General features: G+C 44.1%; 20 protein-coding genes and 1 tRNA gene. 14 read left to right on the top strand and 7 right to left on the bottom strand.

The features are described from left to right. Positions 1-43 precede the first annotated feature (43 nt). The 5 genes from NTU69_04620 to NTU69_04600 all read right to left on the bottom strand — a co-directional run bounded on the left by NTU69_04620 (position 44) and on the right by NTU69_04600 (position 5,336). A tRNA-Ala gene (locus NTU69_04620) sits at positions 44-119 on the bottom strand. 98 nt (positions 120-217) lie between these two features. Beyond that, the gene (locus NTU69_04615; GenBank protein ID MCX5802808.1) at positions 218-1,765 is read right to left on the bottom strand and encodes a long-chain fatty acid--CoA ligase; all 1,548 of its coding nucleotides are present in this window, start codon (positions 1,763-1,765) and stop codon (positions 218-220) included. Between the two features lie 61 nt (positions 1,766-1,826). Beyond that, positions 1,827-2,519, bottom strand: a complete 693-nt coding sequence (locus NTU69_04610; protein ID MCX5802807.1) for an HAD family hydrolase — start codon at positions 2,517-2,519, stop codon at positions 1,827-1,829. Between the two features lie 83 nt (positions 2,520-2,602). Further along, positions 2,603-4,183: a phosphoglycerate dehydrogenase gene (serA, locus tag NTU69_04605; protein MCX5802806.1), complete on the bottom strand. Its 1,581-nt coding sequence runs from the start codon at positions 4,181-4,183 to the stop codon at positions 2,603-2,605. Between the two features lie 13 nt (positions 4,184-4,196). Then, positions 4,197-5,336 carry an alanine--glyoxylate aminotransferase family protein gene (locus tag NTU69_04600; protein MCX5802805.1) on the bottom strand — a complete coding sequence of 380 codons (1,140 nt, stop codon included), beginning with the start codon at positions 5,334-5,336 and terminating at the stop codon, positions 4,197-4,199. A 446-nt stretch (positions 5,337-5,782) separates the two neighbouring features. On the opposite strand from NTU69_04600, the gene NTU69_04595 reads away from it, so the two are divergent. From NTU69_04595 to NTU69_04565, 7 genes are all read left to right on the top strand, one after another. Further along, positions 5,783-7,135 (top strand): TrpB-like pyridoxal phosphate-dependent enzyme, encoded by a 1,353-nt coding sequence (locus tag NTU69_04595; protein MCX5802804.1) that lies wholly within the window; start codon positions 5,783-5,785, stop codon positions 7,133-7,135. A 64-nt stretch (positions 7,136-7,199) separates the two neighbouring features. Then, on the top strand, positions 7,200-7,427 hold the full coding sequence (locus NTU69_04590; GenBank protein MCX5802803.1) for a hypothetical protein: 228 nt from the start codon (positions 7,200-7,202) through the stop codon (positions 7,425-7,427). Between the two features lie 78 nt (positions 7,428-7,505). After that, positions 7,506-8,603: a pyridoxal phosphate-dependent aminotransferase gene (locus NTU69_04585; GenBank protein MCX5802802.1), complete on the top strand. Its 1,098-nt coding sequence runs from the start codon at positions 7,506-7,508 to the stop codon at positions 8,601-8,603. Positions 8,604-8,707: 104 nt separating this feature from the next. Next, positions 8,708-9,928 (top strand): hypothetical protein, encoded by a 1,221-nt coding sequence (locus tag NTU69_04580; protein ID MCX5802801.1) that lies wholly within the window; start codon positions 8,708-8,710, stop codon positions 9,926-9,928. A gap of 112 nt (positions 9,929-10,040) precedes the next feature. Then, positions 10,041-10,607: a 2-oxoacid:acceptor oxidoreductase family protein gene (locus tag NTU69_04575; protein MCX5802800.1), complete on the top strand. Its 567-nt coding sequence runs from the start codon at positions 10,041-10,043 to the stop codon at positions 10,605-10,607. A gap of 33 nt (positions 10,608-10,640) precedes the next feature. Then, positions 10,641-12,521: a thiamine pyrophosphate-dependent enzyme gene (locus NTU69_04570; GenBank protein ID MCX5802799.1), complete on the top strand. Its 1,881-nt coding sequence runs from the start codon at positions 10,641-10,643 to the stop codon at positions 12,519-12,521. A gap of 84 nt (positions 12,522-12,605) precedes the next feature. After that, positions 12,606-13,628 carry a glycosyltransferase family 2 protein gene (locus NTU69_04565; GenBank protein MCX5802798.1) on the top strand — a complete coding sequence of 341 codons (1,023 nt, stop codon included), beginning with the start codon at positions 12,606-12,608 and terminating at the stop codon, positions 13,626-13,628. Positions 13,629-13,638: 10 nt separating this feature from the next. Here the strand turns inward: NTU69_04565 and NTU69_04560 are convergent, their stop codons facing one another. Both NTU69_04560 and NTU69_04555 read right to left on the bottom strand, forming a co-directional pair. Next, entirely contained in the window at positions 13,639-14,022 is a 384-nt protein-coding gene (locus tag NTU69_04560; protein MCX5802797.1) for a four helix bundle protein, read from the bottom strand. Positions 14,023-14,112: 90 nt separating this feature from the next. Further along, entirely contained in the window at positions 14,113-14,328 is a 216-nt protein-coding gene (locus NTU69_04555; protein MCX5802796.1) for a dodecin family protein, read from the bottom strand. Positions 14,329-14,816: 488 nt separating this feature from the next. Between NTU69_04555 and NTU69_04550 the strand changes: the two genes are divergently transcribed. The 7 genes from NTU69_04550 (at position 14,817) to NTU69_04520 (ending at position 20,019) form a co-directional block, all read left to right on the top strand. Then, positions 14,817-15,149 carry a hypothetical protein gene (locus NTU69_04550; protein MCX5802795.1) on the top strand — a complete coding sequence of 111 codons (333 nt, stop codon included), beginning with the start codon at positions 14,817-14,819 and terminating at the stop codon, positions 15,147-15,149. 120 nt (positions 15,150-15,269) lie between these two features. Further along, positions 15,270-15,590, top strand: coding sequence for a hypothetical protein (locus tag NTU69_04545; protein ID MCX5802794.1), 321 nt, complete (start codon positions 15,270-15,272; stop codon positions 15,588-15,590). 81 nt (positions 15,591-15,671) lie between these two features. After that, a complete protein-coding gene (locus NTU69_04540; protein ID MCX5802793.1) occupies positions 15,672-16,613 on the top strand; it encodes a serine hydrolase in 942 nt (313 codons plus the stop codon). After that, positions 16,603-17,925 carry a M48 family metalloprotease gene (locus NTU69_04535; protein MCX5802792.1) on the top strand — a complete coding sequence of 441 codons (1,323 nt, stop codon included), beginning with the start codon at positions 16,603-16,605 and terminating at the stop codon, positions 17,923-17,925. Before NTU69_04540 ends, NTU69_04535 begins: the two co-directional genes overlap by 11 nt. Positions 17,926-18,098: 173 nt before the next feature. Further along, entirely contained in the window at positions 18,099-19,130 is a 1,032-nt protein-coding gene (locus NTU69_04530; GenBank protein ID MCX5802791.1) for a DctP family TRAP transporter solute-binding subunit, read from the top strand. A gap of 23 nt (positions 19,131-19,153) precedes the next feature. Next, complete coding sequence (locus NTU69_04525) at positions 19,154-19,621, top strand: TRAP transporter small permease (GenBank protein MCX5802790.1); 468 nt, start codon at positions 19,154-19,156, stop codon at positions 19,619-19,621. A 2-nt stretch (positions 19,622-19,623) separates the two neighbouring features. Then, positions 19,624-20,019 carry a TRAP transporter large permease subunit gene (locus tag NTU69_04520; GenBank protein ID MCX5802789.1) on the top strand — a complete coding sequence of 132 codons (396 nt, stop codon included), beginning with the start codon at positions 19,624-19,626 and terminating at the stop codon, positions 20,017-20,019. Positions 20,020-20,160 lie beyond the last annotated feature (141 nt).

Here is a 20,160-nt window from a genome sequence, read left to right as displayed (position 1 = left end):
GCTGGGGGCCAATGGCCTGGAATGGAGTTATTTGATAAATGCTTGGTGGAGCTGAACGGGATCGAACCGTCGACCTCATGACTGCCAGTCATGCGCTCTCCCATCTGAGCTACAGCCCCACTGGTATTTTTATAACAACATACAATTTAATTGTCAATCAGTTTTGCGAAGTTTAGGTCACTACCGTATTCATACATGAGGAAGTAACATTCCTCTTTTATTCGGATGTTTGTTTCAGAAGGCGTTTTTTAATCTTTCCAGAAGCTGTTTTTGGAAGTTTTTCTATAAACTCTATATATTTTGGTATCTTGTATTTTGCAAGTCTGTGTTTCAGGAATTCAAAAATCTCTTCAGTCTTAATATTTTGCCCTTCTTTTGCCACAATATATGCCTTTCCCACCTCTCCCCATCTTTCGTCCGGTACACCCACTACCCCCACATCAAGGACCTTGGGATGGTGGAAGAGAACCTTTTCTATTTCTGCAGGGTAGACATTTTCGCCACCGCTTATGAACATATCCTTTTTTCTGTCCACGATGTACACAAAGCCTTCTTCATCCATGCGCGCAAGGTCACCTGTGTGCAGCCAACCATCTTTCATTACCTCTTCAGTCAGGTCTTGACTGTTCCAATATCCGCTCATTACAATTGGTCCCTTGACAATAATTTCTCCAATCTCTCCTGACTTAACAGATTTTCCATGTTCATCAACAACCTTAACCTCACTGTGAAACACCGGTACCCCCACAGAACCTACCTTATCTTTAGCCTTCCCGGTTGGTAACCAGAAAAGCGTGGAGGCCTCTGTAAGTCCATATATTTGTGAGACGATCAGTCCTTTTTCCGCAAGGGCCTTGAGAAGAGAGATAGGAACCCGCTCTCCTCCAGTAAAACAACATTTCAGGGAGGTAAGGTCGTATCTGTCAATTTCGCACTCTTTTAGGATGAAATTATAGACCGTGGCGGGTAATTCCAGGATTGTTACCCTGTGTTTTTGGATAGTTTCCAGTATCTCATGGGGGCGAAACCGTTTCTTCACAATAACAGTCGCGCCTTTATAGAGGACAGGTGCCATTTCGACTATGAGACCGCCGGAATGAAACAGGGGTCTTCCAATTATTGCGATATCCTTTTTTGTCAAATCAAAGTAAATGTCTGCGTTCAAGACATTGAAAAAGGTTTTTAAATGGGAAAGCACGGCACCTTTGGGCAGGCCTGTTGTTCCAGAGGTGTACATAAGGATATGGGGGTCACCATCCCCTGAAGACCACGGGGTCTCAGGCTCATCCACTGGATAAGGCATGATAGACGTTTCATAATCCATTGTCCAGGGAAGGTTGTTTGGATTTTTCACCCCTTCCCCGATGGCACAGGATATATTTATATCTATATGCATCTTTTTTCTAAGCAAATCTGCGTTATCAATAAATTCATTCTCAAAAATGACGACATTTGAGCCGCTGTCCTTTATGATGAACTCAAGTTCAGGCGCAGTGAGCCGCCAATTAAGAGGCACAAGGACGCCACCTATTTTAGACAATGCAAAAAATATTTCTATATACTGTTTACAGTTATGGAGCAGGACAGCAACCCTGTCGCCCTTTTTTAAACCTGCATCCAGTAGAAAGTGGGAGAGTTTGTTTACACGTCTATTCAGATCTCTGTAGCTGTATGGCACGTCTTCTGATATGATTGCTATCTTTTCTGGCTGTATTTTAGCCCACCTTCTTGTCCAATCCCCGACATTTATCATATTATTATCCATTTTTTGCCATACCTCTTCTTCCAAATTGTATACAATATTTTTTCTAAATTTAGAAGATAATTTATGCCTTTGAGTGTGACTTTATTCCAGTTACACGAGAAATATTGCCAATCACGGCCTTTAAGCCCAGGATATCCCTTATGTCGTTGAGTATGTAAGTAGCCCCTGCTTTTTCAAAGGCCTCCCGTGTGGTTCTGCCTGCAAGGACACCAACGGTATCCATTTTCAGTGTTTTGCCAGCCATGATATCTGTGGGATGGTCTCCCACCAGTATTGCATTTTCCGGAGGGATGGCAAGAATACGTAAAATCTCAACCACATGAGATGGATGAGGTTTGACAAGTTTTGTGTTATCACGCGTTACAATGCCGTCAACATATTCTTCTATATCAGGGAACACATTCTTCAGCACATCGATACAGCTTCTCGTTATAATGCCGGTCTTCATGCCCTTATCCTTCAGGCTTCTTAGCGCGTCTCTTGTATAGGGGTACACATCTTTACCCTTTGAGGCTTCGAGTTCAAGCTCTTTAAGCCTTTCAAAGGCCTCAAACTTAAATTCAGTGTTTTTCCCGCCAAGTATTTTTTCAATCTCATAGACCATCTCTATAACATAGAAACCATCAAACCTCTTAATGGTTTCTTCGGTTACGTACCTTCGTGCAATCTTCACAATTTCGACCTTTAAATGTTGAAAGTCTAAGGTTAATTCAGTTAATGTACCATCGAAATCGAATATGATTGCTTTAGTCATCGTATGAACCAAATGAAAAATACAGTAGTCAGCAGCCAGAATTCAGCATTAAATCTATAATGAGGGGTTCTTTGCTTTAGTCGTTACTCTAAATCCACCCTCTTCACAAAAATCACATTGGGTAGTGATTGGATCTCCCTGATGACGTTATCCTCTATCTCCTTGTCAAGGTCAAGTAGTGAGATTGCCAGTCCTCCCGCACTCTCCCTTCCAAAGTGCATATCCCCTATATTGATGCCCCGGATGAAGAAGACATTGGCGATAGATGCGATCACCCCTGGCTTATCGTAGTTGTACACAAAGAGGATATGTCCCTTCAGGTCTGCCTCGAGGTAGATGTTATTCACCTTTACGAGTCTTGGCTCCTTCTTCCCGAAGAGGGTCCCATAGATGGAGTTCTCCTTCCCCCCTCCCTTCACCGTGATGGCGAGCAGGGAGGTAAAATCCTCGTGCTCTCCCATCTTTGTCTCCCTGACCTTTATCCCCCTACTCTTTGCAATTAAGGGTGCGTTCACGTAGTTCACCCCTTCAAGCTGGAGTGAGAGGATACTCTTTATAATCCCCTGGGTGAGGATCTTCGTCTCTACCTCTGAGATGGTCCCCATATACTCAATCTCGATCTCCTCGATGGGGAACCCGGTGATTGTGGAGACCATGGTACCTAAGTTCTGAGAGAGCTTGAGGTAGGGGGCAATCTGCCTTGCCACATCCATGGATAAAGGGGGTGCGTTCACACTGTTCTTGATCACCCCGTGGAGGAAGAAATCCACGACCTGATGGGCGATATCGATGGCAACCTTATCCTGTGCCTCCTTTGTGGATGCACCGAGATGCGGGGTACAGACCGTCTTGTCAGAGAGGACTAATGGATTGTCCTTTTGCGGTGGTTCCTCTTCAAAGACATCGAGGGCTGCACATGCGACCTGACCCTCTTCAAGGGCACTAAAGAGGTCCTTCTCGTTTACAATCGGACCCCTTGCCACGTTGATGAGGATCACCCCCTTCTTCATCTTTGCGAGCGTCTCTTTATTGATCATATTCCTCGTCTCCTTGACCAGGGGTACGTGGATGGCGATGAAGTCGCTCTCCTTGAGGAGGGTGTCGAAGTCCACGAGCCTGATCCCCCTCTTCTCTGCAAATTCTTCTGGCACGAAGGGGTCATAGGCAATGACCTTCATGCCAAGGGCGAGGGCCTTCTCTGCCACGATGGAGCCGATGTTCCCAATCCCGATGATACCGAGGGTCTTCCCATCGAGCTCGATCCCCATGAGGGCCTTCTTCTCCCATTTTCCCTGTTTCATGGTCCTGTCTGCGAGGGCTACCTTTCTCGCTGCGGCAAACATGAGGGCGAGGGAGTGTTCTGCTGCGGCAAGGGCATTCCCCTGGGGGGTGTTCATCACGATGATACCTTTCTCTGTGGCTGCGGGGACATCCACGTTGTCTACCCCGATCCCTGCCCTTCCTATGACCTTGAGTTTTGTTCCCTTCTCGATAATCTCTTTCGTTGCCTTTGTCGTGCTCCTCACGATCAGGGCATCAAACTCACCTATGATCTCCTTCAGTTCCTCGCCTTTAAGCCCTACCTTCACCTCGACAGAGAGGTTGTTGGATGTGAGGATGTCGAGGGCCTTCTCCGATAATGGGTCTGCGATGAGGACTTTCATGGTTCCCTCCTTTTTAGAGTTCCTTTAAGACATCGAGTGCCTTCCCCACACCTGCCCCCATGGGGAACTTGTAACCTAAATCTCTTAATGTAAATTCGAGGGCTGAGATGGCGGTAATCACATCGTATGTATCCGCATAACCAAGGGTGGCAATTCTAAAGACCTTGCCCTTTAATTGGTCCTGTCCCCCTGCACCTGTTACCCCGTATTTTTTCCAGAGGGTCTTATAGATGGCCTGGCCATCGATCCCTTCCGGGGCAACGATTGCAGTGACCGCAGGGCTCGGGGATTTTGCGAAGATTTTAAGCCCTAATGCCATTGCCCCTTCACGGGTTGCCTGTGCGAGGACATCGATCCGTTGATAGATATTCTCAAGCCCCTCCTCCTTGATCATGCGTAAGGATTCTCTTAAGCCTATGATTAAGGAGATGGCAGGGGTAAAGTTTGTCTGGTTCTTCTCGAGGTTTGCAAGCTCCTTTGCCCAGTTGAAGTAGAACTTCGGGATCTTTGAGGTCTTTGTGAACACCCATGCCTTGTCACTCACCCCTGCGAAGGCGAGCCCCGGGGGAAGCATTAATGCCTTCTGTGAGCCACCCACAAGGATATCGATACCCCATGCATCCTGTGGCAGTTCAAAGACACCGACACCGGTGATACCGTCCACCACCATCAGGGTATCCGGATAGTTCTTTACGATCCCTGCAATCTCTTTGATGGGGAATCTGGCACCTGTTGAGGTCTCTGTTGCCTGTGTATAGACTGCCTTTGCATCGGGATGCTCCTTTAAGGTCTTCTCTATAATGACCGGGTCTAAGTTCTCGCCCCACGGGATGTCGATCGTAATCGCTTCAACCCCGTAGGCCCTGGCTATATTGGCCCATCTTTCACCGAATTTGCCTGCCCTCACCACCACTGCCTTATCGCCTGGTGAGAGTACATTGGTTACTGCCCCTTCCATTGCCCCTGTGCCTGAAGAGGCGAAGATGAGTACCTCGTTCTTTGTGCCAAAGAGGTATTTGAGATTTGCCCTTACCTCCTCCACGACCGCTTCAAAGACGGGGTTCCTGTGGTGGATGATGGGCTCAGCCATCTTGAGAAGTACTTCAGGGGGGATCTGGGTTGGCCCTGGTGCAAGCAAGTATCTCTTTTGCATGTTGTACCTCCTTTAAGTATTAGGGGAATCCTGTTCCAGGATACCATTAAAACAGATTACGAAGAAAAAGGTCAAGGAAAATGTATACAAAAGTATCACTATAGGTTCCCGGAGTAAAAATGGATACAGTATACAAGATGAAGGGGCTAAAATAGAGGAACTACAGTAGATTCAACAATTTTTACTTTTTTGCGGCATTTTTTATTCTGAAAAAATTAATGAAAATATAGCTTGACAGTAAAAAAACGTTCGTGCTATAGACATGCTAATAGGGATAAAAGTTAGAAGAAAATAACATTTTATAAAATAATGGATATTTGTTTATTACATCACAAATTTGTGAATAACGAACCACGGGTGGCATAGCTGCCGCCCATGGTCTTTTTGTTTAAAGACCATGGGTTTTAAGGCTCATGGTCTTTTATTTTTCTAAAAAAGGGGGGCACATGCAGAAAAAAATTTTTTTGAATGAGAAGGACATACCAAAAGAATGGTATAACATCCAGGCGGATATGCCGCATCCACTTCCACCACCACTTCATCCTGGAACCGGAGAACCCATTACACCGGACATGCTCGCACCGATATTTCCCATGAATTTAATTGAACAAGAGGTAAGTACCGAGAGATGGATCAAGATACCAGAAGAAGTCCTGGAAAAGCTTCTCATGTGGAGGCCGTCGCCTCTGTACAGGGCATATGCCCTGGAGAAGTTTCTCGGTACACCCGCAAAGATCTATTTTAAGAATGAAGGTGTGAGCCCTCCGGGGAGTCATAAACCCAACACCGCTATTCCCCAGGTTTACTACAACAAGGTGTTCGGCATCAAGAGAATCTCGACAGAAACAGGGGCAGGGCAATGGGGAAGTGCACTCGCCTTCGCATGTAACCAGTTTGGTCTTGAATCAAAGGTATACATGGTAAGGGTAAGCTATAACCAGAAACCCTACAGAAGGATCATGATGGAGACCTGGGGGTCGCACTGTGTACCAAGCCCGAGCCCCGATACGAACGCAGGGAGAAAATTCCTCGAAGGGAATCCAGAACATCCGGGAAGCTTGGGTATAGCAATAAGTGAAGCGATAGAAGATGCGGTCACCTCAAAGGATACAAGGTATTCCTTAGGGAGCGTGCTAAACCATGTGTTGATGCACCAGACCATTATAGGTCTTGAAGCACAGAAACAGATGGCGATTGCCGGTGATTATCCTGATATCGTGATAGGCTGTTGCGGTGGGGGCAGCAACTTTGCAGGTCTTGCCTTCCCCTACGCGAGAGACAAGATACACGGAAAGAATTTGAGGTTAATTGCCGTTGAGCCTACTTCGTGTCCGACGATGACGAAAGGTGCTTACGTCTACGATTTCGGTGATACGGCCCAGACAACACCGCTTCTGCCCATGTATTCCCTCGGTTCCGGGTTTATTCCCCCTGGCATTCATGCCGGTGGCTTAAGGTACCACGGGATGGCACCCCTTGTGAGCAGGCTCATCACGGACGGGCTCATAGAGGCAAGGGCGTATAACCAGCTTGAGACCTTTGCGGCAGGTTTGACCTTCGCGAGAACCGAAGGGTTCATCCCTGCTCCAGAGACGAACCATGCCATTGCCTGTGTGATAGAAGAGGCAAAGAAGGCGAAGGAGGAGGGGAAAGAGAAGGTAATACTCCTCAACTGGAGTGGTCATGGTATTATCGACCTTGCAGCATATGACGCATATATATCAGGGAAATTGACGGACTATGCATTCCCCGATGAAGAGATCAAGAAACTTACAGAAAAACTGAAAAAGATCGCATAACGGACTTAAGTTTCGGGTTTCAGAGTCAAATCTGAAACCCGAAACATTTTTAATCAGGGATATTATGGAGATATACTGCACCCAACTTGGAATGTTGACAGAACTCTCCTACTGTATCACGATGAACGAGGGCATGCCATGCAGGAATGCCATTGGGTGCTGGAAGGAAAGAATCGATATTGTTGCATTGCTGCAAGAACGCTTCAGCGACGAAGATTTAAAAAAGGTTTTTGGCAGTCTTCCGAAATCTAAGATTGATAGGATTATTGAATCAATAACCAAGGACCATTAACATTTATTACATTGCAATGAATACATTATGTGGATCTTGGAATGTGGTGATTGATTATTATGAGTTAAGGAGGAATGCATGTTACTCTCAGAGAGGGTAAAGAATATAAAACCTTCGGGTGTGAGAAAGATCTTTGACCTTGCACAGAAGGTAAAGAACCCCATCAACCTGAGTATAGGAGAACCTGACTTTGACATTCCCGACCCCATCAAAGAGGAGGGGATTAAATGGATTCGCGCAGGATTCAATAAGTACACACCCTCAGGCGGTATCATGCCATTACGGGAGAAAGTCCTCCATAACCTCCAGGCAAAGGGTATCCGGTGTGACGATGTGATTATTACGGCAGGTGCAACAGGCGGTATACTCCTTTCCTTTGTGGTGACCATGAATCCCATGGATGAGGTGATTATCCCTGATCCATACTTTGTGCTCTATGAATACCAGGTACTGCTTCTGGGTGGTAAACCGGTATTTGTGGATACCTATCCTGATTTCACCTTACGGGAAGAGAGATTGCGGGAGGCTATCACGGATAAGACACGGGCAATACTGGTGAATAGCCCCAACAATCCCACAGGCACAGCCTATTCACGAAAGGAACTCGAAATGGTCGTGAAGGTGGCGCAAGAAAAGGACCTCCTCATATTCTCTGATGATATCTATGACCGGTTCATGTATGATGATGACCCGGACAGGGTATACCTGGGCCAGCTCTATGACAAGACGCTCACCATCGGTGGTTTTTCCAAGACCTGGGCCATGACAGGCTGGAGAATAGGTTTTGTTGCTGGTCCAAAAGAGATCATCCAGAGCATGGTGGCCATGCAGCAGTACGTATTCAGCAGTATCAACTCCATTGGTCAGAAGGCAGCGCTTTTTGCCCTTGACTATAGTACTGCTTCGCTCATTGAAGGCTACAAAAAAAAGAGAGACCTTATCTATGAGGGTCTTAAGGACAAATACAGGGTCGTGAAGCCCAAGGGTGCGTTCTTTATCTTTCCCGAGGTGCCCGGCGGTGATGGGGATGCGTTTGTTGAAAAGGCATTGAGTAAAAACCTTTTTATAATACCTGGCAGCGTTTTTTCGAGTAGAAAATCGCATGTCCGTATCTCCTTTGCAGCGAGCGAGGAGAACCTTCTGAAAGGTATTGAGATACTGAGGAGCATGGTATGATGCAAATTCTAAATTCTAAATTCCAAATTCCAAATTTAAAACATAAATCAATAAAATCGTGTATCGTGCATCGTGTATCGTGCATCGTCGAGAGGTCGTAGGCCATGTACGAGCGTATGTGTAGGTTACTTCTAAATAATGGTGTAAGGTTAATATACACAACGAACAGGATAATCGGCAGTACCCTTAAAAAACTTGAAAAAAAATACCCCTCTTTCCATTCCGAGGTTTCAACGAACGAAAAGATAGCCTATGAACTTGCATTAACAGGTAGCATCGCAACCAAGAGAACGGCGTGTATGTTATCAACTGAGGGCATATATGAAGCACTGGACCCTGTGATGAGCTCTGCCTATATGGGGGTGGTAGGTGGTTTTCTCATTGTCTGTATCAGGGAGACAGAAGAAGAGGTTACCCCTCTTGGTCCTTTTTCGAAATTACCCGTTATGGTTGCCGAGAATGCCGAAGAACTCACACGGTCAGTGAGTTTTGGTTATGAGATATCTGAGAAGTATGGCATACCGGTTATTATACAGGCAACGCCTATCGACGAAAGCCACGCACCAATCACCACTCAGCACTTACCACTCACCACGCACCACTCACAGTTTACGAAGAACCCTAGCCGGTGGGCAGCCACTCCAAAGTTCAGGTTTCAGTTGCATAAAGAGTTAAATAGCAAGATAGAGAAGATAAGGGAAGAATTTGAAGGATATGCTGGGAATGTTAAGGTAAAGAAAGGCAAAACAGGGGTTATCACTGACAGACATTCAGGCCTGGAGTTTTACGATGAAGATACGAGCATGCTTTATATCTCTACGGTTTTTCCATTACCAAATAAACTCGTAAATGCCTTTATAGAAGAGATGGATAAGGTATATGTGGTTGATGGGCCGCATCATCCAATCGAACTCCAGATACAGGATAGACGAAAGGTCATCATGGAGCAAATGGAAAAGGCTCACAAAAGGCCGAAGCCTGGAGAAAAGATGTATGGCTTTACTGTACTCAGGGATATTCTTGGACCTGCCTCTTCCATCAATATGGCACATGGAATAAAAAGGTTAGAGCCTGATAAAAAGGTTCTTGCCATTACCTATGAAGACCACTTTTTTCATTCAGGCATGCCTGCTTTTGTGAATACCCTTTATAACAACTCATCTTATGTGCTTCTTATTATGACAAACACCAAGGAAGAAGAGATAAAAAAAATAATGAAGGGATGCGGGTTTTCCAATTTTTTTCATATCAATGCTGTATCTGAGGTTGAGAAGTTTAAAGATAGAAAAGACTTAACCGTACTTTTCTGTAAGGGAATTGTATGAGAAAGGTAAATAACCAAACACCAAGCACCAACATCCAAATAAATTCTAAAATTCATTGGTTATTGTTTGGAATTTGTAATTTGGTCATTGGTTATTTCTATTAAGGTGTTCTATGAAGCTTGAGATCGTCTGTGCTGGCATTGGTGGCAGGGGTGTGCTCCTTGCGTCTACAATCGTTATCGAAACTGCAATAGCGGCAGGATATAGTGCAATAGCTTCAGACGAATACGGCATGAGTCAGAGGGGCGGTTCCGTAGTTTCACTTGTGAAGGTTGGTGACTTCAAAAGCCCGCTGATAGGAAGAGAAAATGCCGATGTACTGCTTGCTTTTGAAGAAAGTGAATTTTATAGAAACCTCGTTTTTCTGAAAAGGGGAGGCATGGCCATTGTGAATACCCCTAAAGATGCATTGCCTGACAAGATCAATAATCTATTGGCAGAGCGGAATAACAATTGTTTCTTAATCAATGCAGATGATATTGCCAAAGAGAAGGGCATGATTCAGGCGTCGAACATGGCTATATTGGGCTTTTTCTCCTATTTCCGCATAGGTCCTTATACGTTTGAAGGCATATTGGACACGTTAAAAGAGAGAACGAAAGGGAAGTTTCTCGAGAAGAATGTTGACGTATTTCAGGCAGGGTACGAAAGTGCCAAAAACCCTCAAGCCATCGGCTAAAGCCGATGGTATTGACGTTATGGAGGTACTCATTTGAAGGCACCGGCAGAAGTAATGATAGGCAACTTTGCGATAGCAAGAGGCCTGGTAGAAGCAGGTTTAGAGCTGGCAGCGGCGTATCCCGGAACACCGAGCTCGGAAATATTGCCTGGTATAGTGGAGTTTAATAAAAGAGAAAAGGGGAAAATACATGCGGAATGGTCAACAAATGAGCGGTGTGCCCTTGAAGTAGCGTTCGGTGCGGCACTCTCAGGCAAGAAGGCCGCATGTATGATGAAGCAGGTGGGCTTAAACGTTGCCTTTCCTTCTCTCATGCGAGGAAGGGATAAACGTATTGAAGGTGCTCTTGTCATCGTTTCCTGCGATGACCCTGGACCTCAATCATCCCAGACAGAACAGGATACAAGACTCCTCTGCACACTGTTCAATATCCCTGTGTTTGATCCTACCTCCTCAAAAGAGGCTGGTGATGTTGCATATTATGCACTTAATTATTCCTTTGAACATAAAACCCCTGTAATCCTGAGATCCACCCACAGGGTGAGCCATGCGAGGGAAGCCATTAAGCTCTTTCCGCCGGGCACTCGAAAGGTAACCCTGAATGAAGGCACCAATCACCAAGCACCAATCACGAAGCACCAAGCACCAATCACGAAGTTGGGTATCATCGCTTCTGGTATGAGTTACTCTATAGCGATGGATGTAATTTCAGATTTCGGGCTTGCAAAAGATATCCCTATTTATAAAGTGTTACGAATCATGCCAACCACTCCCCCTTCGACCCTTCGACCCCTCGACCCCTCATTAATTGATTTTACAGACAGGATGGATAAGGTACTGGTTTTAGAAGAAACAGACTGGGTACTGGAAGCGCTGTTAGACAGCGGTGATAAGATTCTCGGGAGAAGAAATGGGTATGTGCCAGATGCAGGCGAACTCACCTATGATGTAGTAAGAAGTGTCGTTGAACGAATTATAGAAGAGATGGAGATCGGGGGAAAGGTGTTTGTACCTGATTCTCACATAGAAGAGGCGTTGCAAGGTGTTACATTCCCGCCACGCCCACCAAAACTCTGTGCTGGATGTCCTCACAGGGCATCGTTTCATGCAATGAGTTATGCCTATCCGGAGGCAATTTTCCCTGGTGATATAGGCTGTTACACATTAGGTATAGCTCAGGGTGCTGTAGATACGTGTATCGATATGGGTGGCGGAGTTACTTTAGCTGCCGGTTTCTATGACGCCTTCTCTCAGGATGAAAACTTTATACCGATTATTGCTTCCGTTGGCGATTCAACATTTTTTCATGCATGCTTGCCGCCACTATATGATGCAGTTGAAAAACAAAAAAGGTTCATTCTAATTATCATGGATAACAGCACAACAGCCATGACGGGGATGCAGCCCACGCCACAGTCAGGTATCACTGCGGATGGTACGCCCACCAATTCGTTAAAAATAGAAGATATCGTGAGGGGTTTGGGGATTGAGTTTTTGAGAGTGCTTGACCCCTACGATGTGCCCCTTATGATTAAAACAATAAAAGAAGCATATGCATATCTTACATCAAATAACCAATCACCCCGCTCCCCGCTCCACGCTCCACGCTCCACGCACAAATCCCCTGCAGTGATCATTGCGAGGAGAATATGTCTCCTTTACGGGAAAGGGAAGGGCCAGCAGTTCCTTGATTCCATCGATCTTGAACAAGATTGTACAGGGTGTAAGACCTGCGTCACCCGTTTTGGGTGTCCTGCCCTTTTGTTTGATGAGGAGAAAAAGAAGGTTAAGATTGATGACGGACTATGTGTGAAGTGTGGGATCTGTCTTTACGCATGTCCGAGGAACGAGAAAGGGAAAGGTCTGCTTAAATCGAAGGGTAGCCATTTTATTAAAATTAAAAGCAAATTATAGGGTTCAAGGGTTCAAGGGGTCATGGGTTCAAGTGGTTTTCACACTCGAATCCTTGAATCCTCGAACCCTCAGGGGCGATAAGCAATGAGCGACAATAAAGCAAACAACAAGGATCAAGGATCAATATTTGATGAATCCCTTCCCGACTCTCCGCTCTCCGCTCTCCGCTCCATGCCCCTTGCCGTTTCTATCGTTATCATCACCCGGGACACAAAAGAACTCTTAAAAGGCCTCCTGATCTCCATAGAAAAGGATGTGCCCCTTAAGCCTTTTATTAAGGAAGTCATAGTTGTTAACAATGCATCCACAGATGAAACAGACATCATGGTAAAAGAAGAGTTCCCATGGGTAATGTTAATAGAGAATGAGAGAAACATGGGATTTGCAGCATCAGCGAATCAAGGCATTTCCCGTTCGACCGGGGCATACATACTTTTCTTAAACTCTGATACACTCGTCATCCCGTGTGAGATAGAAAAGATGCTTAAGTTCATGGACGAGAATAAAGATGTAGGGATATGCGGTCCACAGCTTGTCTATCCTGATATGGAACTCCAGCGCTCCTTTGCATATATCCCCTCCCTGCTTTTTGAAATCGTCCCCCGCTCTCTGCTCTCCACTCCCCGCTCTCCGCTCGATGTCCCCTCCCTCATCGGCGCAGCCATAATGGTTCGAAGGGAGGTTTTGGAAACCCTAACTGGTTTTGACGAGCGGTTTTTCTTTTTCCTTGAAGAGACAGACTTATGTGTTAGGATAAAGGGTATAGGACATAGGGTGGCATTCCTTCCGGAAGCGAAGGTGATACACCTGCAGGGAAAGACAGTGGGAAAGAAATGGGTCAAAGGTCGTATCGAGTATAATATTTCCCTCCATAAGTTCATCCAGAAACATCACGTTGCTCCATACTCTATGCTCTTTAAGGGCGTGCGCATCTTCAAGACCTTTATCTTTCTTGTTGTAGTTACCTGCCTGCCTTTTTTGTTGTTCCACAAAAAAACCAGCCGCAGCTACATCTATTATTTCACATTACTTCTCTGGTACCTGTCCGGTTGCCCAGACAAAGCAGGACTGCGCCCCATTGCTAAGAGCATGGAGCAAGGGGCATAGAGTCAATATACTATTGTAGTGAACGTTGGAACTGAGTTGTTTTGCGTGATAATGTCTCCAAACGATTGAATAAAAAATCGATAGTTTCTTGATCAATGAGATTACGCATATTAAGAATGACGAGGATATTGACAACCTCGAATGTACTTCTCCTGGCAATATTTAAGAAATTCCTAAATTCGGTCTTGGAATTGCTTCCAGAACCTTCCGCAATATTATTGGACATGGATATTCCAGAACCGCGTAATTGTTCAGCGAATCTGTATAATTTCTTTTGTTCGAGTGTATCAGCAATATCAAATAGTATGTTCCCAATATCAATTGATTCTTTCCAAATTTCAAGGTTCTGGAACCTGAATTTCACTACACTCCCCCCATTTTTGCTCTTTGCCATTGACTATCAGCTATGAGCTAATTTGCCCCCAGCCCCACGCTTCTACTCCAAGCACCACGCCCCTTGCTCCCCGCATAGCGCTCCGCGTTCTCAGCTCTCCAGTATAAACAACACTTCCAGCGTAACCCTGAACTCAATGATCTTTCCATCCTCTACCTTACAGCGGGGGTCTTTAACCTTCAGGCCCGTGATACCCCTCAAGGTCTTTGATGCCCTTTTGAACCCGACCAACACCGCATCCTCAAAGCTTTTTGGGGAACCGGCGACAACCTCTGTTACCCTTGCTACCCTACCCTCTGTTCTCATTGTCCCTCCTTCTCTTTGTTTTTTAAAAAAATGCTAACAGGAAGCGTAATCTGTGTCAACTATTTTTACGCACCTCTCCGCTCTTAACCCTCTGCTCTCCGCCCCCACCTCTCCACTTCCTGCCTCCCGCTTATCGCTCTCCGCCCTCAGCCATTTGCGCTATGCGCCCTGCCCCCGACTTACGTAAGTGCATGTTATTCTTGACATTATCATATTATAAAAAGTACCATTTAATTCTGTTCATTGTTTGAACGCATCACAAATCACCAATTACATTACATAAAGATAAAAGACGTGAAGAGTAGGAAGGGTCACGAAACTAAAAAATAAAAGATGAAAGGCTGAATGATAAACATATGAAGATAAGGAAGTACATGGGCATTTTGCTGATTGAGCTGGTTTTGTTTCCATTAATGAGTTCATTTGTGTGGGCAATTGATTCTGAATTGACCCGGCGGACCTTGACTGGGCTACCGGGTGTCTGTGTGATGGTCGAAGATCTGCAGCCCAATATCCAGAAGTATGCCAAAAAATATGAACTCACCCAGGAGCAGTTAAAGAGAGACGTTGAGCAGAAGCTACAGAAATCAGGTATTACAATTCTTACGCAGGAGAATTGGCTCAAAACACCGGGCAGGCCTGTGCTCTATGTGAATATCAATACCCATGAGTATGAAAAATACTGGTATGCATATGATATTAAGGTTGAGTTAAAACAGATTGTGTATATGGAAGCAAATCCGAAAGTTAAAACATTGGCGGATACATGGTCGATAAGCATGACAGGGGTGGATACTCTCGTTTCTTATGAATTTAAATAATTTCTATGTATATCCCAAAATTATAATTTTTTCTTTTCTCCTCAGTTTTCTTAAACATATATATTTTTTTCCTTATAATTCTTGCTTTCTTAAGAAAGTGAGAATAATATTATAATAAATATGGATTTTCTTATTAAGATATTTAAAGCATTAGCTAACGAGAATAGAGTTCGCATGATAAATTTACTGCTGGATGGCAAGGAAAAAGAGATTGGAGTTCTTGCGGATACACTTAAACTCCCTTATAAAACAGTCGCAAGGAGCATGAAGATACTCGAGCATACCAATCTTGTTGGTAGCAGAAGGTGGGGAGGCTATGTGTATTATGTTTTAAAAAGAGATGCTGGTCTGGAATACAATAAATTCATATACGAGATGGTAAAGAAACGTTACTCAAGCCTGGAGGATAATTCTCGCATTCTTAAGAAAGCGAGAAAGTAGATTTGAGATAGAGATGTTGGAATGAAAGGCAGGTATATGGTCAAGGATTGTTATTTTATAGTTGTTTTGAAGTGAGGTTAAATGGTATATAAAGGCTCAATGGTAAGATTTATTTTAATTATTGTCTTGATCTTTCCACTTTACGTCGCAGCAGATGAGAATATCACAGCAGCCTCATATTTACTCGTGGAAGCAGATTCTTTTGATATAATATCCGGGAAAGATTATCACTTAAAATTACCTCCTGCCAGCACTACAAAGGTTATGACAACAATTGTGGCTATTGAAAATCTTAACGGGGACGAGATGATAGTGCCAAACAGGAAGGTGATTAAATTCCCACGATCAAAGCTCTATCTTATCCCTGGAAAGAAATACACATCTATTGATTTGATAAAGGGGGCAATGATTGAATCAGCGAATGATGCTGCATATACACTTGCTTCTTATATTGGGGGAACTGAGGAAAATTTTGCACAAATGATGAACGAAAAGGCAAAAGAGATTGGTGCGAGAAACACACAGTTTAAAAATGCATCAGGTCTTTTTGTTGACGGACAATATACTACCTGTTATGACCTTGCATTGATGTTTAAATATGCCTTATCAAATGATAGGTTCAAAGAGATAGTGACGATGAAATACTTTTTGTTTCATAATAGTAAAAAAAGCGTGAAGTATAAGAACCACAACAGATTTCTCTTTTGTTTTGAACCAGCAATTGGCGGGAAGACTGGCTTTACAAGGGCATCAAAATATTGTTATGTAGGCGCCTTTGAAAAGGATGGAAAGGTTTATATTCTTTCCCTTCTCGGCAGCAAAAATTTATGGGGAGATGCTGTTGAAATATTGAGAGAACTTTATGAAAAACTCCCGTCAGAGAAGGAAATAAAACTGGCAAAGGCAAATTCAATTACCCTTTCTTCATTGAAGGAAAAAAAAGATAAAAAACCTGTAGTGAAAAAGAAATATAAAAAATCTAAGAAGAGTAAGAAAAAATCAGCAGATCTTAATGAAGTTTAAATGTTTAATCGTAATAGTATTATTCTTATTGTTCCTTCCCCTTAAGATATATGGGTTGAGTTTAGAGGAAGAAAGAAAATATGGGAAGGAGATATATCTTGAAATAACAAAATCCGCTGCCCTTAACAATGACCCGTATGTAGCTTTATATCTACGCACAATGAAGGACAGGCTTGAAGGTGTAGCCAGTTTACCCTTTCCAATTGTTCTTACTATTATTGAATCGCAGGCTGTTGACGCCTTTGCGACGATAGGGGGTTATGTTTACATCACTACCGGACTTATAGGGCTGTGCGATAAGGAGCAGGAGCTGGCAGGTGTACTGGCCCATGAGTTTGCCCATATTGGGAGAAGGCATGTAGCGAAGAGTTTGGAGAAACAGAAATATATAAATGTTGGAATGCTTGCCTCGATGCTTCTAAGTGCGTTGGTTGGAGCAAGAGAAAGCGCTGCCACGCTTGCGGCAGGCATGGGTGCTGCCCAGGCTATGTCTCTGAAATACACCCGTGAGGATGAGGAAGAGGCAGATAGAGTAGGTTCAACTAATGCGGATAGGGCAGGATATGGCGGTCTTGGTATTGCTGAATTTCTGAAAAAAATAAGGGCCACAGGAACCGATCAGATTGTCCCACAGTACCTGTTAACGCACCCCTATCATGAAGAAAGAATTATAAAAATTGAGAGCATGTGGGGAGAGAGCAGGGTAACAGTAAATACAACATTTTTTCCATATCTGCTTGTAAGGGCAAAGATCCTCCATAAACAACTCGGGGGTGGCATGGAAGAGATATGGATAAATAGATATTTAAAAGACAAAAATGATCCCCTCAATGCTTACGCTGTATCCCTGATATACTCATTGAAAGGGAATATAGGTGAATCAATGGATGTTGCAAAGGAGATTAATTCACCATATAAAAATCTACTTTTAGGCGAGTTGTTGTTAAATGCACACAGATTTAAGGATGCAATAGATACCTTAAAGGATGAAACCGATCCTATATCCCGTTATTTTCTTGCAAGGGCATATGAAGGGGATGGGGAGAGGGCAATGGCAGCAAATGTTTTAAAGGGATTGTTGCAGTATGGTGAGACATATCCTGAAATATTTTACAGACTGGGCATGCTGTTGGGGAGGATGGGGCAAGAAGGAGAAGGATATGAATATCTTGGCAGGTATTATTTAGAAATTGGAAAGTATGACATTGCCAAAACCCATTTAGAAAAAGCCGTAACGAAATATGGAATAAACTCGAGAGAGTCGAAAGAGATATTGAAAATACTTGACGAATTAAAGAAAGCAAATTGGTAGCCCTTGATATCTAAGCGGTTAGCTATAAGCGTTCAGCAATCTGTCAATTCTGACAGATATCCTGTTCACTTCCCCAGTACCTTAATCAATTGACAGTTTTTTGATTTTTTATTTATAATTGCCGGATATCTTGTTTTATTTCCACTAAAAATCTATCATCACAGGAGGGTCATATGGAAAAGAAAGGTTTTTTGTTGTTTATAGTTTTTGTTCTTCTTCTTGGTTTTGTGAGTATTGGGTTTTCGGCGGATTACAAGCCTGAGTACAAGATGAGTATAGTAGTAGGTCCTACAGGGCCATGGGGGGAATCTGCTGCAAGGTTTGCTGAAGCGGTGAAGAAAGCTACAGACGGGAGAATCAATATAAAACCTTACTATAGCGGTCAGCTCTTTGCAGGAAAACAGACGAATGAATTTCTCCTGATGAAGCAGGGTGTCATCGATTTTGCAGTTGGCTCTACCATAAACTGGTCCACAACTGTGAAAGAGCTTAACCTTTTTTCACTCCCTTTCTTTTTTCCAGATTACAAGGCACTTGATGCGGTGGAGAATGGAGAGGTTGGCAAACGGATTTTTAAAATTATTGAAGAAAAGGGTGTGGTAGGGCTTGGCTGGGAAGAGAATGGTTACAGAGAACTCACAAACAACAAGAGGGCAGTGAAAAAACCAGAAGACCTTGATGGCCTGAAGGTGAGGGTTGTAGGTTCACCAATTTTCATCGACACATTTAAGGCAATGGGTGCCAACCCTGTATCCATGAACTGGGGCGAAGCCCTGTCAGCATTCCAGCAGGGCACAGTTGATGGTCAGGAAAACCCTGTTGTTTCCGTAGTTATACCAAATAAGCTCTGGCAGGTTCATAAATATATGACAGTGTGGAAATATGCGATAGACCCTATCATCCTCGGTGTCAGTAAGGTGGTCTGGGACACCTTCACGCCTAAGGATAAAGAGGCAATTGCGAAGGCAGCACTGGAGGTTGCAGCCTGGCAGAAAAAGGGTGCGAGGGAAGGCCTCGAAGGTAATATGCCTTCTCTGGATAACCTAAAAAAACAGGGCATGGAAGTAACAGTACTTACACCAGCACAAACCAAAACCTTCAAGGATAAGACAAAGGCCGTCTATGACAAATGGGCCAAAGAAATAGGGATTGAACTTGTGAAGATAGCAGAGAAAGAGATTAAGCAGAGTACGAAGAAAAGGTAAGACCGAAAACATTTATCAGTAAAATGCTGAGAAAGGTATACGAAAATCTGGAAGAAATAGCGGGCGTTGTACTTCTCGTTATCATGTCTGTTTTCGCTTTTGTAAATGTAGTCACCCGCTATTTCATCCAGTATTCTTTTGCCTCCACAGAGGAAATAGAAGTAGCCTGTCTTGTATGGCTAACCATGCTCGGTGCTGCTGCAGGTTTCAGGAGGGGAATTCATTTAGGGTTTAACTTGCTCGAACTTCGTTTTCCGAATCTGGGGAGAAATATCCTGTCCCCCCTCGCTTCAATCTTGACAATCATAACCGTTTGTATTCTCATCTGGTTTAGCCTGTTCCAGATCAGGGACGAATTTGTACTCAAGATTACCTCAGAGGCCCTTAGCATACCACATTGGTTCTACACCCTTGCCATACCGGTTGGCGGAATCTTAGTGATATTTCGTGTGATAGAAGCAGCCTGGAAAAGGCTTAAGGCAGGGGGATAACAGTGGAGTCGGTGATCATATTTTTTGTGGTTTTTCTTATTCTTCTTGTTCTCGGGGTTCCTGTTGCAACTTCCCTCGGTTTTACCTCTGTTCTTCTTATCTGGAAATACAATCTGGGGATACAGGTTCTTGCTCCCAATTTCTATGCGAATGTTGCCAAGTTCCAGCTTCTTGCACTTCCATTCTTTATCCTCGCGGGTCTTATCCTGGATCGGTGTGGAATATCCAAAAGGCTTATTCGCCTGGTGAGCCTCTTGGTGGGTCCCATTCCCGGGGGGTCTTGCCATTGTAACTATAATTGTGGGGGTGATATTTGCGGGGATTTCCGGGTCAGGTCCGGCAGATACTGCTGCCCTCGGTGTTATTTTATATCCTGCCATGGTTGCGATGACTTATGATAAAGGTTACACATCAGCCCTTATAGCGGCTACAGGTTCTCTTGCGATTGTGATACCCCCGAGCATCGCATTCATTATATATGGGGTTATTACAAGCACCTCTATACCTGCCCTTTTTGCTGCGGGAGTAATTCCAGGGAT

Source organism: Pseudomonadota bacterium (assembly GCA_026388215.1).
Classification (GTDB): Bacteria; Desulfobacterota; Syntrophorhabdia; order Syntrophorhabdales; family Syntrophorhabdaceae; genus JAPLKF01.
The sequence above is the reverse complement of the archived record's forward strand: the minus strand, read 5'-3'. Positions and strand labels throughout refer to the sequence as shown.